This is a genomic window from Mycolicibacterium peregrinum (assembly GCF_001665625.1).
In the GTDB taxonomy this organism is placed as follows: domain Bacteria; phylum Actinomycetota; class Actinomycetes; order Mycobacteriales; family Mycobacteriaceae; genus Mycobacterium; species Mycobacterium peregrinum_B.
Window position 1 is genome coordinate 33,895 of sequence record NZ_LZSY01000017.1, and the last position, 13,603, is coordinate 47,497.

At 66.8% G+C, this 13,603-nt stretch carries 12 protein-coding genes; 5 read left to right on the top strand and 7 right to left on the bottom strand.

The features are described from left to right. Positions 1-35 precede the first annotated feature (35 nt). A complete protein-coding gene (locus tag A5779_RS02185; RefSeq protein WP_207549012.1) occupies positions 36-1,934 on the top strand; it encodes an ABC transporter ATP-binding protein in 1,899 nt (632 codons plus the stop codon). Beyond that, complete coding sequence (locus A5779_RS02190) at positions 1,931-3,775, top strand: ABC transporter ATP-binding protein (RefSeq protein WP_064878487.1); 1,845 nt, start codon at positions 1,931-1,933, stop codon at positions 3,773-3,775. Before A5779_RS02185 ends, A5779_RS02190 begins: the two co-directional genes overlap by 4 nt. 89 nt (positions 3,776-3,864) lie before the next feature. On the opposite strand, the gene A5779_RS02195 is transcribed toward A5779_RS02190, so the two are convergent. The 4 genes from A5779_RS02195 to A5779_RS02210 form a co-directional block, all read right to left on the bottom strand. Then, positions 3,865-4,272 (bottom strand): FixH family protein, encoded by a 408-nt coding sequence (locus A5779_RS02195; RefSeq protein WP_064878489.1) that lies wholly within the window; start codon positions 4,270-4,272, stop codon positions 3,865-3,867. A 6-nt stretch (positions 4,273-4,278) separates the two neighbouring features. Next, positions 4,279-5,589, bottom strand: a complete 1,311-nt coding sequence (locus A5779_RS02200; RefSeq protein ID WP_064878491.1) for a DUF1214 domain-containing protein — start codon at positions 5,587-5,589, stop codon at positions 4,279-4,281. 17 nt (positions 5,590-5,606) lie between these two features. Next, entirely contained in the window at positions 5,607-6,725 is a 1,119-nt protein-coding gene (locus A5779_RS02205) for an epoxide hydrolase family protein (protein ID WP_165609735.1), read from the bottom strand. 112 nt (positions 6,726-6,837) lie between these two features. Continuing rightward, positions 6,838-7,677, bottom strand: a complete 840-nt coding sequence (locus A5779_RS02210; protein ID WP_064878495.1) for a LuxR C-terminal-related transcriptional regulator — start codon at positions 7,675-7,677, stop codon at positions 6,838-6,840. A gap of 59 nt (positions 7,678-7,736) precedes the next feature. On the opposite strand from A5779_RS02210, the gene A5779_RS02215 reads away from it, so the two are divergent. Further along, positions 7,737-9,434, top strand: coding sequence for an AMP-binding protein (locus tag A5779_RS02215; protein ID WP_064878497.1), 1,698 nt, complete (start codon positions 7,737-7,739; stop codon positions 9,432-9,434). 8 nt (positions 9,435-9,442) lie between these two features. Further along, the gene (locus tag A5779_RS02220) at positions 9,443-11,068 is read left to right on the top strand and encodes an AMP-binding protein (RefSeq protein ID WP_064878502.1); all 1,626 of its coding nucleotides are present in this window, start codon (positions 9,443-9,445) and stop codon (positions 11,066-11,068) included. Between the two features lies 1 nt (position 11,069). Here A5779_RS02220 and A5779_RS02225 read toward each other — a convergent pair whose 3' ends face one another. Next, a complete protein-coding gene (locus tag A5779_RS02225; RefSeq protein ID WP_110776800.1) occupies positions 11,070-12,146 on the bottom strand; it encodes an asparaginase in 1,077 nt (358 codons plus the stop codon). A 100-nt stretch (positions 12,147-12,246) separates the two neighbouring features. On the opposite strand from A5779_RS02225, the gene A5779_RS02230 reads away from it, so the two are divergent. After that, complete coding sequence (locus A5779_RS02230) at positions 12,247-12,645, top strand: hypothetical protein (protein ID WP_064878506.1); 399 nt, start codon at positions 12,247-12,249, stop codon at positions 12,643-12,645. Here A5779_RS02230 and A5779_RS02235 read toward each other — a convergent pair. Together A5779_RS02235 and A5779_RS02240 are read right to left on the bottom strand one after the other, a co-directional pair. Then, the gene (locus A5779_RS02235) at positions 12,626-12,853 is read right to left on the bottom strand and encodes a hypothetical protein (protein ID WP_064878499.1); all 228 of its coding nucleotides are present in this window, start codon (positions 12,851-12,853) and stop codon (positions 12,626-12,628) included. The genes A5779_RS02230 and A5779_RS02235 overlap by 20 nt on opposite strands. 34 nt (positions 12,854-12,887) lie before the next feature. After that, complete coding sequence (locus A5779_RS02240) at positions 12,888-13,259, bottom strand: J domain-containing protein (protein WP_064878500.1); 372 nt, start codon at positions 13,257-13,259, stop codon at positions 12,888-12,890. Positions 13,260-13,603: the final 344 nt, after the last annotated feature.

The window sequence follows — 13,603 nt, forward strand, 5'->3', positions numbered from 1 at the left end:
GTTATTCGTTTGCCCGTGATGGGAAGATTGATTCAGTGAGCCAACCCGCGATCGCCCCGTCTCCGAAGCGGATCCGGACCAGTTCAGATCTGTGGCGGCTGTTGCCCTACTTGTTGCCATACCGGGCCCGTTGGATCGTGATGGTCGTGGTCGCAGTGGTCAGCCTGGCTGCCACGGTGGCGATTCCGCTGATGACCAAGGCCGTGATCGACGGTCCGGTCCGTCACCAGGATCAACACGGGCTGTGGGTGCTGGGTTCGGCCGCCGTCGCGGTCGGAATCTCCGAGGCGGTGCTGTGGTTCATCCGGCGCTGGATGGTCGCCCGCGCGACCATGGGTGTCGAGGCCGACATCCGCAAGGATCTCTACGCCCGGCTGCAGATTCTGCCCATGAGTTTCCACAGCCGCTGGCAGTCGGGGCAGCTGCTGTCGCGGGTGATGAACGACCTGTCCACGATCCGCCGGTTCCTGTCCTTCGGGCTGGTGTTCCTGATCCTCAACGCCCTGCAGATCGTGGTGGTGACGTCGATCCTGCTGGCCATGTACTGGCCGCTCGGTGTGGTGGTGTTGGTGTCCATCGTGCCGATCACGCTGACCGTGCTGCATTTCGAGCGGGAGTACACCCGGTTGTCGCGGCTCGCGCAGGACCAGACCGGCCACGTGGCGACCCATGTCGAGGAGGCTGCGCTCGGGCTGCGGGTGGTCAAGGCGTTCGGCCGTGAGGATTATGTGTTCGACCGGTTCGACGAGCAGGCCACGCAGCTCTATGACACCCAGTTCGCGAGGGTGACCGTCTCGGCGAAGTTCTGGACGCTGCTTGAGGTCATCCCCAACCTCACGCTGATCGTGGTGCTGGGTTTCGGTGCGTACGCGGCGGGCCATGGCCACGTCACGATGGGCACCCTGGTCGCGTTCATCACGATGATGCTGTCGCTGGTGTGGCCCATCGCGTCGCTGGGCTTTCTGTTGTCGATGACGCAGGAGTCGTTCACCGCGGCCAACCGGATCGCCGAGATCTTCGACGCCCCGGTCGACATCGCCGACGGCCCGGTGTCGCAGCCGCCGCGCGGTGGCCGGCTGGAGCTGCGTGATGTGGGCTTCAAGTTTCCCGACGGGGATCATGAATGGGCCCTACGCCATGTCGATGCCGTGGTGGAGCCGGGGCAGACGCTGGCGCTGGTCGGCGCGACCGGCTCGGGCAAATCGGTACTGGCCGCGTTGTTCTCGCGGCTCTATGACGTCACCGAAGGTCAGATCCTGATCGACGGCCGCGATATCCGCGAGCTGAGCCTGCAGGCGCTGCGGCAGACCGTGGCCACGGCGTTCGAGGATCCGACGCTGTTCTCGATGTCGGTGGCGGAAAACCTACGGCTCGGCCGGGCAGATGCCACCGACGAGCAGCTGGCGCAGGCCGTCGAGATCGCGGCGGCGCAGTTCGTCTATGACCTGCCGTTCGGCCTGGACACCCGGATCGGCGAGCAGGGCATGAGCCTGTCGGGTGGTCAGCGCCAACGTCTTTCGCTGGCCCGCGCCATCCTGGCCGCACCCAAGATCCTCGTGCTCGACGACACGTTGTCGGCCCTGGACGTGCACACCGAGGCCGTCGTGACCGAGGCGCTGGGCCGGGTACTGCGCGGGGTGACGGGCATCATCGTCGCGCACCGGGCATCGACCGTGCTGCTGGCCGACAAGGTGGCGCTGCTGCAGGACGGCACCATCACGCACATCGGTACCCACGCCCAATTGCTCGCGCAGGTACCGCAATACCGTTACCTGCTGGCCGCCGATGACCAACTCGACGACGCGTGTGAGCGCAACTGCGAATGGGAGGACGAAGAGGAGTTGGGCCGGCTGCAGCGCGGGCACGATGAACGCACGGCCATCGACGAAGTGGGCGAGCCGGGGCGTTTCGGTGCGGAGGTGCAGCGCCGATGACGACTACCGAGTGGCGCGGACAGGTCACCGATGACGACGATCAAGCCGGCAGCTCCGGCACGTCCAACCTCCCGATCGACGAAAGCGTGCCCCGGCGCCGTGAGGCCCGTGAGCTCCTCATGTCACTGCTGCGGCCCTACCGTTGGACGGTTGCGGCGCTGGCTCTGGTGGTCATCGTGGAAAACGCTGCCCGGCTGTCGGTTCCGATCCTGGTGCAGCGCGGCATCGACCACGGCATCCCGCCGATTCTCGAGGGCGGCCCGGCCCGTGAGCTGATGCTCGTCGTCGGCACTCTGTGCGTGGTGGTGATCGTGCAGGCGGTCAGCCGAATGTTCTTCCTGCGCCGTTCCGGCCGCATCGGCCAGCGGGTGCTGCTGGAGTTACGCCGCCGGGTGTTCCGCCATTTCGGCAGGCTCGATGTGGCGTTCCACGATCGCTACACGTCGGGCCGGGTCGTCAGCCGGTCCACCAACGACGTCGAAGCCATCCAGGACATGCTGGAAACGGGCTTCGACAGCCTGATCACCGCGGTGCTGACGTTGTTCGGCACGGCGGTTCTGCTGGTGGCGCTCGATTGGCGGCTGGGCCTGATGTGCCTGGCGGCGTTCCCGATCCTGGTTGCCCTGGTGTGGTGGTTCCGCAACGAGTCGGGTAAGACCTACCGGCTCGTGCGTGAGAGCGCGGCCCTGGTGATCGTGCAGTTCGTCGAGACCATGACGGGTATCAAGGCCGTGCAGGCCTATCGGCGCGAGCCGCGTAACCAGGAGATCTTCGACGACGTCGCCGACGAGTACCGTGCCATCAACGAGAAGACCTTCAAGCTGCTGGCCGTCTTCATGCCCGGGGTCAAGCTGGTCGGCAACCTGACGACCGGTGTGGTGCTGCTCTACGGCGGCTACCGCGTGCTGCACGGTGAGATGACCATCGGCACGCTGACCGCGTTCCTGCTGTACCTGCGGATGTTCTTCGAGCCGATGCAGGAGATCTCGCAGTTCTTCAACACCTTCCAGTCGGCGTCCTCGGCGTTGGAGAAGCTGGCAGGCGTGCTGGCGCAACAGCCCGCGATCGCGGATCCGGCGCAGCCGGTCTCCCCGTCGGAGCCCAAGGGTGACATCGGGTTTCACGATGTGCAGTTCGAGTACGCATCCGGCCGGCCGGTGTTGCCCGGGCTTGAGCTCGCGGTGCCTGCTGGGCAGACCGTGGCGCTGGTGGGCACCACCGGCGCGGGCAAGACCACCATCGCCAAGTTGATCGCCCGGTTCTACGACCCGACAGCCGGTTCGGTGACGCTCGACGGTGTGGACCTGCGTGAGCTGGCCCAGTCCGAACTGCGCCGGCATGTCGTGATGGTCACCCAGGAGAACTTCATGTTCTCCGGGACCGTCGCCGACAACATCCGCTTCGGGCGTCCCGAGGCCACCGACGCGCAGGTTCGGGAGGCGGCCGCGGCGGTCGGTGCGGACCGCTTCATCGACGCGCTGCCCGACGGATATGACACCGACGTGGCGAAGCGCGGTGGCCGGCTCTCGGCGGGCCAGCGTCAGCTGGTGGCCTTCGCCCGGGCGTTCCTGGCCGACCCAGCTGTGCTGATCCTGGACGAGGCGACGTCCTCACTGGACATCCCGAGCGAGCGAATGGTGCAGCGCGCGTTGGAAACCGTGCTGGCCGATCGCACCGCCCTGGTGATCGCGCACCGGCTCTCCACGGTGCAGATCGCCGACCGGGTGCTGGTGCTCGAGCATGGCCGCATCATCGAGGACGGGGCACCGGCGGAGCTGATCGGCCGGGCCGACGGGGCGTATGCGGCGCTGCATCGGGCCTGGGTGGATTCCCTGGCTTGAGCGTCCGGCCTACTTTCCTTCCGCGAGCAGACGCAAAAGTACCCTAAATCATTGGTAATAAGGTACTTTCACGTCTGCTCGTACAGGCGCTATCGCGTGGCGGTGACGCGCAGGACGGCGTCGTAGCTCTGCGGGCCCGAGCCGATGCGCACCGTGATGTCCCACCGTCCCGGCGTGGACAGGTCGATGACGCCGCGGTAGTCGTCTCTACCGATGGGCGTGGCCTCGACGGCCGGCGCGCTCAGGCCGATTTGCGGCATGCGTGGTTCGAACCGCACTGAATCCGGGGTCGGGGTTTCGCCCGCGCTGCCCAGGACCTCGACGGTGAGTGGGCTGACTCCCACCTTGGGCGGCTCGTCCTTCAAGCGCACCAGGTACGGGCCTGCGGTGGCTTCGGCGACGATCGGGGGTCGCGGTTGCGGCCACAACAGCCACAGCATGCCGGCCCCCACCGCCGCGACGATCACGATGATGCCCACCCACTGCAGGCGTTTCATGATCCGCTACAGCTTTTCGATGTCGGGCAGTGCCCAGGACTTTTCGAACAGGGCTGGTTTCGGCCCGTACAGCCGGAACAACACCTCGAACTGGCCGTCCGGGTTTGTCGGGATCCAGTTGGACTCTCGGCCTTCTGGGGCGACCGGGCCGAAATACACGTCGACGGAACCGTCGGGGTTCACGCCGAGATCGGGCCGGTGTGACGACCGGCTACCGTACGGCTGATCCCGGATCAAGGCATGGGTGGCGCGGTCGTACGCCGTCGCCGACCAGTACAGCGAGACCGGTGGATCGGCAGGCACCCGTAACCGGTAGGTGGCTGCGCCGTCGAAGGCCTCACCATTGGCGTCGGCAATGGTCATCACATAGAACTGGCCCTGGCCAAGGTGTTTGGCGCTGAAGTAGATGAACGAGTACAGCAGACCGCGATCGTCGACGGGATAGCTGGTCGGGTCGGCGAAACCGTTCTGCATGCCCTGCACCACCTCGGGTGAGGCGGGCACGGCCCAGTGGGTCCCGTCGAAGTACGGCGGGGTGAAGAAGCGCGGATAGTTGGCGTCGAACCACTCGTGTGCCTCGGCGGCGGCCGCCTCGAGCACTCCCTTCAACTCGTCGTCCGGTTCGAACAGCTTGCCCTGCTCGATGCCGATCGAGGCCAGCACCGAAATCATCACCCGGTCCCGCTGCAGCCACGGCTCGCGTTGCACGAACTGGTCGAGCAGTTCGAAGAATCGCAGATTGTAGGGAATTGTGCTGTCGTACAAGGTTTCCGACGCGTCGACGAACGTGGCCCCCTGGCCGGGTTGCGTCAGCGGATAGCACTTGATGCGCTTGCCGTACTCGGCAGCCGCGGCGACGTCGGCGTCGGCGCTGGACGCGATGTTCGCCCGCAGCGCCCCGAACCCCATGTACGTCGCCGACGGCAGCGCGATGTAGCCGTCGGGAATCGCGCCGTCGAATCCGGGCGGCAGGATCAGGTACCTGGCGCCGTCACCCTTGTCGGCCCCCGCCGGTCCGACGTCTTCGAGCGCTTCCTGCCAGCTGTTGTCGACTGAACCGGTGATCGAACCGCCTTCTGCCGGTGGGATTTCCAGCACGACGGGCCCGTCCTGGGTGTTGTAGAACGGGAAGAAGTACAGGGTGTCGGGGTTGGGGGTCAGGGTCTGGTTCTTCCAGTCCAGCAATTTCGACCAGAACACCACCTGGTTGTCGGTGGCGCCGAGGCCCGCCGCCGCCTCACGCAGCAGTTCGAAGTTGACGGCGGGCATACCCCAGATCACGGCTTGCACGGCACGGGCATGTACCAATGGGTCCATGCCCTGACGCTAGTACCTCAGCGCACGGTGTCGAAGAAGGTCTTCACATCCTCGACGAACAACTCGGGCTGCTCGAACGCCGCGAAATGACCGCCGCGCGGCATCGTGGTGAAGTGCGTGACGTTGTAGCCCGTCTCGCACCAGCTACGCGGGGCGCGCAGGATCTCCAGCGGGAACGACGCGATTCCGGTGGGCAGGTTGACGTATTCGCCTCCGCCCCATGTGTTGTGGCTCTCCCAGTACAGCCGAGCCGAGGATGCCGCCGATGCGGTGAGCCAGTAGAGCATCACGTTGTCGAGCATCTCGTCTTTGGACACCACATTCTCGGGGTTGCCGTCGCAGTCCATCCAGGACCAGAACTTCTCCACGATCCAAGCGAGCTGACCGACGGGGGAGTCCACCAGCCCGTACCCGACGGTCTGCGGCCGCGTGGACTGCTGCTTCATGTAGCCCGAATCCCATTTGCGGTAATAGTCGATGCGGGCCAGTGCTTTCTGCAGGTCCTCGGTCATCTCGCCGATGCCCTCGGCCGGCGGCTGGGCGATCGGCATGTTGACGTGAATGCCTACGCACGAGCCGACGTTGCGGCCGATCTGCGTCGTCACCGCCGCACCCCAGTCACCGCCCTGGGCGCCATAGCGGTCGTAGCCCAGCCGCGTCATCAGGGTGTCCCAGGCCTGCGCGATCTTCTCGATGCCCCACCCCGCCGCGCTGGGCTTGGCGGAGAACCCGTAACCGGGCAGCGACGGACACACCACGTCGAATCCGGCCTCGGTCAGCGGCTCGATCACCTTGTGGAATTCCACGATGGATCCCGGCCAGCCGTGGGTGATCAGCAGCGGGAACGCGTCCTCGCGTCCGGATCGCTGATGGATGAAATGGATGTCCAGCCCGTCGATCTCGGTGGTGAAGTGGTCGAACCGGTTCAGTGCGGCCTCGCGGGCACGCCAGTCGTACTCGTTGGCCCAGTAGGCCGCCAGTTCCTTCGTGTACTCCAGCGGAATGCCCTGGGTCCAGTCCTCGACGCACTCGGCCTCAGGCCAGCGGGTCCGGTTCAGTCGCTGTTTGAGGTCTTCGAGGTCGGCGTCGGGGATGGCGATGCGGAACGGCTTGATCAACGGGTCACTCAGGGTCATGTAGGCCATCCTCTCAGCGTGGGGTGGCGCGCTGTGGTGAGTATTGCGCTGAAGATCGTGGCCGCCTGGTGACCGCGATCTTCAACGCAGGTGTTTCCGACGATCCGACGGTTCAGGGAATCTGCCGTAGCCGCCGGGCCTTGGACACCGCCTCGTGGCGGTTACGCGCCCCGAGTTTGGCCGCCGCGCTGCGCAGATAGCTCTTCACCGTCTCCGGCTTGAGTGAAAGGCGCTGGGCAGCTTCGGCATTGGTGCAACCCAGGGCGACCTGCGCGAGCACGTCGATCTCGCGGACCGTCAGGGGAGCGCTGGCAGGCGGGTCGCCGCGCAGTGCCACTGCCAGCCGGTCGGCGAGCTCGCGCAGCGGCCCGGCCAGGTCGGGGGTGTCGGCGGCGAGCCGGCGCAGGTCGGCGTGCACCTCGCGGATCTGCTCGGTGTCGGCTGGCCGGTCGGCGAAGGTGGTCAGGGCCGCCTCGCGCATCCGCATCCGCCGGTCCACCTCGTCGCGCACCCGTAGTTCCTCACTCAATCGCTGCGCCGAGGCCACCATCGCGGCGGCGGTGCGGCCGCCGATCGGGGCGCTGGTGCGATGCGCGCCGTAGAGCACGGCCCGAGCCTGGCCGTCGACGACCACGGGCACCGCCAGGATCGAGCGGATGCCCTCCGACAACACCGGCGCGTCGTAGTCGTGGGTGATGGTCGAGGCGCGCCGGTAGTCGGGCACCGAGATGGGGCGACGAGACACCACGCTGGCCCCGCCCAACCCGGCGCGGGGCAGCACCGCAAGCCCGCGCATCGCCCCGGTGCGGGTACCGAAGAACTCGCTGAGCAGCAGGGTGTCCTCGTGTACCTGCCCGCCGAAGGCCAGCGGCAGGCCGGTGTCGGCGGCCATTCGGCGCAGCTCTGCGCGCACCGCGTCGGCGTCACGAGGCCGCAGCAGCGAGGGGCGCATTGCAGGTACCCACTTTCGGGGGTAGCGGTGGGGTGAGTGTGACGTAGAGCATAACTGTCATGAATGTCGCTGCGAGCAACACCAGTCGCTACCGCGATGCCCGTGACCAGCTGGTTGCCACCCTCGGGGACTACGGGCGGGCCGTCGAGGAATTCGCCTGGCCGCAGATCACCGGCACTTTCAACTGGGCGATCGACTGGTTCGACGCCATCGCCAGGGACAACGACCGCACAGCGCTGTGGATCGTCGAGGAGGACGGTTCCGAGCAGCAGGTCACGTTTGCCGAGATGGCGCAGCGGTCCGACAGTGTCGCCGGCTGGTTGCACGGGCTCGGGGTGGGCAAGGGTGACCGGGTCCTGTTGATGCTCGGCAATCAGGTCGAGTTGTGGGAGGCCATGCTGGCCATCGCCAAGCTGGGCGCGGTCATCATGCCGACCACCGGGGCGCTGGGCCCGGCGGATCTGGCCGACCGCATCACCCGCGGCGGCGCCCGGTTCGTCATCGCCAATCCCACCGACACCGCCAAGTTCGCCGACGTGCCCGGTGACTATGTGCGGATCGCGGTGGGCGCCCCGGTGCCCGGCTGGCACCGATACGCCGACGCCTACGACGTGCCACCGCGCCGGTTCGACGTATGCACCACGGTCGACGACCCGATGCTCATCTACTTCACGTCCGGAACCACCAGCAAGCCGAAGCTGGTCGAGCATTCCCAGGTGAGCTACTCCGTCGGACATCTGACGACGATGGCCTGGATCGGGGTCAGGCCCGGCGATGTGCACCTGGCGATCAGCTCGCCGGGCTGGGCCAAACACGCCTGGAGTTGTTTCTTCGCGCCGTGGATCGCCGAGGCGACGATCTTCGTCTACAACTACGCGCGCTTCGATGCGGTGGCGCTGCTGGACCAGTTGCGCCGGGCCGGGGTCAACACGTTCTGTGCCCCGCCGACGGTGTGGCGCATGTTGATCCAGGCCGACCTGGGGGAGCGTCCCGAGGGGCTGCGCGAGATCCTCGGCGCCGGTGAGCCGTTGAACCCGGACGTGATCGCCCAGGTGGAAAAGGCGTGGGGGCTGACGATTCGCGACGGGTTCGGCCAGACCGAGACCACTCTGCAGGTCGGCAACACCCCGGGGCAGCTGGTGAAACCCGGCTCGATGGGCCGCCCGATGCCGGGCGTGCCGGTGGTGCTGGTGGACCCGATCACCGGTACGCCTGCCGAGGAGGGGGAGATCTGTCTGGACCTGGCACAGCGTCCGCGCAACCTGATGACGGGGTATCTCGGTGACCCGCAACGCAATGAGGCCGTGATGGCCGGCGGTTACTACCACACCGGCGATGTGGCCAGCCGCGACGAGGACGGCTACATCACCTACATCGGCCGGACCGACGACGTGTTCAAGTCCAGCGACTACAAGGTGTCGCCGTTCGAGCTTGAGAGCGTGCTGATCGAGCATCCGGCGGTGGTCGAGGCCGCGGTGGTGCCACAACCCGACGACACCCGGCTCGCGGTGCCCAAGGCCTACGTCGCGCTGGCCGAGGGTTGGGAAGCCAACGCGCAGACGGCAAAAGATGTGATGGCTTACGCTCGTGATCACCTCGCGCCATATCTCAAGGTGCGCCGGGTCGAGTTCTTCGACCTGCCCAAGACCGTTTCGGGCAAGATCCGCCGCGTCGAGTTGCGCAAGCGCGAGGATGCGGCTCACGAAGCGGGCCAACCGATTTCCACCGAATACCGATACGAGGATCTTGTGGAATGAACACAGCGATGAAGTCCTATGATCACGGCCCTACCGATGTGCCCGTGCTCGAAGAGACCATCGGGGCGAACTTCGAGCGCATGGTGGCGGCCGGGCCGGACGCCGAAGCGCTGGTCGAGGTGGCCACCGGACGGCGCTGGACCTATGCCGAACTCGACGCCGAGGCCGACGCGGTGGCCCGGGGGTTGATGGCGCTGGGTGTGGCCAAGGGCGATCGCGTCGGAATCTGGGCACCCAACTGCGCCGAGTGGGTGATGCTACAGCTCGCGACGGCCAAGATCGGGGCGATCCTGGTCAACATCAACCCGGCCTACCGCACCCACGAACTGGCTTACGTACTCAAGCAATCCGGCATTCGGACCCTGGTGTCGGCCACCGCGTTCAAGTCCTCCGACTATGTGACCATGGTCGCCGAGGTGCAGGACGACTGCCCGGCGCTCAAGGACATCATCTTTCTGGGCACTCTGGATTGGGACCAGCTGCATACCGAGCAGGTGAGCGAGGAGCAGTTCCGCGCGCGGATCGCCCAGCTGTCCAACACGGATCCGATCAATATCCAATACACCTCGGGGACAACGGGTTTCCCCAAGGGAGCGACGCTGAGCCATCGCAACATCCTCAACAACGGGTTCTTCGTCGGCGGGCTGATCAACTTCGACCGCGGTGACCGGGTGTGCATCCCGGTGCCGTTCTATCACTGCTTCGGCATGGTGATGGGCAATCTCGGGGCGTTGACCCATGGTGCGGCGATCGTGATCCCCGCTCCCGGATTCGATCCTGGAATCACCCTGGCCACCGTCGAATCCGAGCAGTGCACGGCGCTGTACGGCGTGCCGACGATGTTCATCGCGATGCTCGGTCATCCCGACTTCGCCGGTTTCGACCTGTCCTCGCTGCGCACCGGGATCATGGCGGGTTCGGTGTGCCCGGTCGAGGTGATGAAACGGGTGGTGGCCGACATGCACATGGCCGAGGTGGCCATCTGTTACGGCATGACCGAGACGTCGCCGGTGTCGTGTCAGACCCTGGTCGACGACGATCTGGAGCGTCGCACCGCGACCATCGGCCGGGTCCATCCGCACCTCGAGGTCAAGATCGTCGACCCCGATACCGGTGAGACCGTCGAGCGCGGGCAGTCCGGAGAGTTCTGCACCCGCGGGTATTCGGTGATGCTGGGCTACTGGAATGAGGAGGCCAAGACCGCCGAAGCCATTGACTCCGAGGGGTGGATGCACACCGGGGATCTGGCGGTGATGCGTGCGGACGGCTACTGCACGGTGGTCGGCCGGATCAAGGACATGGTGATCCGCGGCGGGGAGAACGTGTACCCGCGCGAGATCGAGGAGTTCCTCTACACCCACCCTGACATCGACGATGCGCAGGTGATCGGGGTTCCCGATGCGAAGTACGGGGAGGAGATCTGTGCGTGGATCCGGATGAAGCCGGGCCGCGCGCCGGTGGATGCCGAGGCGGTGCGGGCATTCGCGTCGGGCAAGCTGGCGCACTACAAGATCCCGCGTTATGTGCATGTGGTGGAAGAGTTCCCGATGACGGTCACCGGCAAGATCCGCAAGGTCGACATGCGCGACGAGAGTGTCAAGCTGCTCGGGCTCGACCCGGGACAACCGGGATAACTCAGCCCCACCGCTTGATCACCTCGGCCACCGGCTTGCCGGTGGCCAGTGCCGCCATGATCAGCACCCGCGCCTGGCTCGGCCGAAGATGGGGGACCATGACCGCGCCGGCCTTCACCATGTCGTCGCCGGGGCCGTATTCGGCGATGACGTCCCCGGTCGGGACACGGCTGGAGATTCCGAAGGACACCCCAGCCGGTGCGTGGCGGCGTACGGCGTCGACCACGCCGTCGCCCGCGTTGCCGGATCCCAGTGCCTCCACGACGATTCCGCGCGCTCCCGCGGCCACCGCGGCATCGATGGGGCCGGGGCCGTCACCGGGGTAGGCCGCGACGACGTTGACGCGCGGGGCGCTGATAGCAGGCACCTCACCGAGGAACGGCCGCTGCGCGGGGTGGTCCAGTGTGAAGGTGTTGTCGGCGACGGACCCGATCGGTGGGGTGCCGCCGAACGCGTGGAGATCCTGGGTGTTCACCTTGTGGGTCCCCAATGCCTGGAAGACGTCCCCGGCGAACATGATCATCACGCCCTGATCGCGGGCGGTGGGACTGGAGGCGACGGTGAGTGCGTCTCGCAGGTTGGTCGGCCCGTCGGCATCCGGGGCGTCGGAGCTGCGCTGCGCCCCGGTCAGCACGATGGGCGCCGGCCCGTTGTACGTGACGTCCAGCCACATCGCGGTGTCTTCCATCGTGTCGGTGCCGTGGGTGATGACCACGCCGGACGCCCCGTCGGCCACCGCCTTCCTGGCCGCCGCCCCGATCACGTCCCAATCGGCCGGGGTGAGCTGTGAACTGTCCTTCTTCATCACATCCATGACCTCGACGTCGAGGCCTGCCGCCAGGTCGGATCCACTGACCGTCGGACGGCGCACGCCGTTGGCATCGGTGCTTGTCGCGATGGTCCCGCCGGTGGTGATCACCACGACCCGCCCCGGTGCCGATTCGCCCTTGGCGCTGTCCGGGTTTGTCGTTGCTTCGGTCGAGTTGGTGTTCGTCGAACATGCTGTCAGCGCGACGGCGAGAAAAAATGTGCCGATCGCCAGTCGCGACCGGGCGGGACGGGCTGCGAAGTTCGTCATACGGCAGACGCTACGGCGAGAGGCGAATACGCACCGGTGTTTTGGCAGCTCACCCGGGTTTCGGCAGCGGTCGCCCGCGATTGCTGCGACGATGGTGGTCATGTCGGCTGCACAAGCCTGCGGTGTTCTCGGGCGGCGCACGTGTGCGCTTCTGGCCGTGAGTTCGGCCGGGCTGCATGTGGCGATGTTCGGCGCCACTGCCAATCCGGTGGCCGCTGCGGTGCTCGCGGCGATGATCGTCGGTTGCCTGTACTGCGCCGGTCATCTGTGGCGGCGTGGCACCTCGGGCGTCTGGTGCACGATCGCGCTGATGAGCCTCGCGATGATCGCGCTGCACACCCCGATGCCCATGCATCACCATGGCGTCACGGCCCCCGCCCAGGCCTCGGCGATGATGTCGACCGCGACACTGCTGGCGCTGGCGGAAGTCCTCATCGCAGCGGCGGTGCTGACCATGCGCACCCGGCACCGTTCGGTGATCAGCCCGGCGGCGGGATGAATTGGCTCAGGACCAACGGCGCGCCTTGCGGATCCTTGATCAGGGCGGTGTTCGTCCACTCTGTATCCGCGCTGGAAACCACAGCGGCGCCGAGCGTTTCGGCCAGTTTCGCCGATTCGTCACCGTTCGCCACCGCGAATACCCTGCCAGTGGGGTTGTCGTCGGTCCCGCAGCGCTGCTGCAGGTGGTGATCGTGAAGGCTCCCCACTGCCTGTGGGTGGGTATTCGGTTGGCGCAATGGGTTAGCGGTGATAGCGCACAGGCCCGGCCTGCAATGGGGGCACCGGGTTGTTTGCAGCAGCGGGAGTGTGCCGGTGGGTCACCGGAATCCCCACAGGGCCTGTGGTGGAGCGGTCGCCGGGGGTGGATTGCGCTGGTGTGGTGGTACGGGCGGTGGCGCGGTCGTAGTCGGCGCGTCGAGCGGGGTCGCGCAGCAGGGCATAGGCAGCCAGTAGCGCTTGCAGCTGTTGATCGGCGGTGTGTGGGGAGGATGCCGGGCGCGTGTCGGGATGCTGGGCGCGTAGCCGGGTGCGGTAGGCGTGGGTGATCTCGGCTTGGGTGGCCGCCGGCGACACGCCCAACACCCGGTAGGGATCGGTCTGGGCGCACCCCATCGATGCTCCCTCACAGGTGTGGGGCGGTGACCCCCGGGCTTTCGGGCGAATCCGGGAGCCACCGCGGGAAATGGACTTGAGCCACCCCGACCGGTGCGGGGCGGGGTTGGTTCCCGCACTGGTCGGGGATGAGGGTGCCACGACGCCGTGTGTACGCGCCACGGTCGGGTGTGCCACGTGCGGTGGCGGTGCGTGCGCGAACCGGACATCCGGCGTCGATGTCGGTTCGCGGTGACGCCGCACTCTCTTCACAGGTGTGGGCGACACCGGCGTCGATGGCGTAGCCGAGACATCGGCCGGATATCACCGCCGTTGCCCGTCAACGCGTTTCAGTACCAGACCGC

Coding starts and splice junctions, on each gene's coding strand:
- A5779_RS02205 (WP_165609735.1), bottom strand. CDS start 6,725: ATGACCCTGAGTGACCCGTTGATCAAGCCGTTCCGCATCGCCATCCCC.
- A5779_RS02195 (WP_064878489.1), bottom strand. CDS start 4,272: ATGAAACGCCTGCAGTGGGTGGGCATCATCGTGATCGTCGCGGCGGTG.
- A5779_RS02210 (WP_064878495.1), bottom strand. CDS start 7,677: ATGCGCCCCTCGCTGCTGCGGCCTCGTGACGCCGACGCGGTGCGCGCA.
- A5779_RS02215 (WP_064878497.1), top strand. CDS start 7,737: ATGAATGTCGCTGCGAGCAACACCAGTCGCTACCGCGATGCCCGTGAC.
- A5779_RS02225 (WP_110776800.1), bottom strand. CDS start 12,146: ATGACGAACTTCGCAGCCCGTCCCGCCCGGTCGCGACTGGCGATCGGC.
- A5779_RS02200 (WP_064878491.1), bottom strand. CDS start 5,589: ATGGACCCATTGGTACATGCCCGTGCCGTGCAAGCCGTGATCTGGGGT.
- A5779_RS02240 (WP_064878500.1), bottom strand. CDS start 13,259: ATGGGGTGCGCCCAGACCGATCCCTACCGGGTGTTGGGCGTGTCGCCG.
- A5779_RS02230 (WP_064878506.1), top strand. CDS start 12,247: ATGTCGGCTGCACAAGCCTGCGGTGTTCTCGGGCGGCGCACGTGTGCG.
- A5779_RS02190 (WP_064878487.1), top strand. CDS start 1,931: ATGACGACTACCGAGTGGCGCGGACAGGTCACCGATGACGACGATCAA.
- A5779_RS02220 (WP_064878502.1), top strand. CDS start 9,443: ATGAAGTCCTATGATCACGGCCCTACCGATGTGCCCGTGCTCGAAGAG.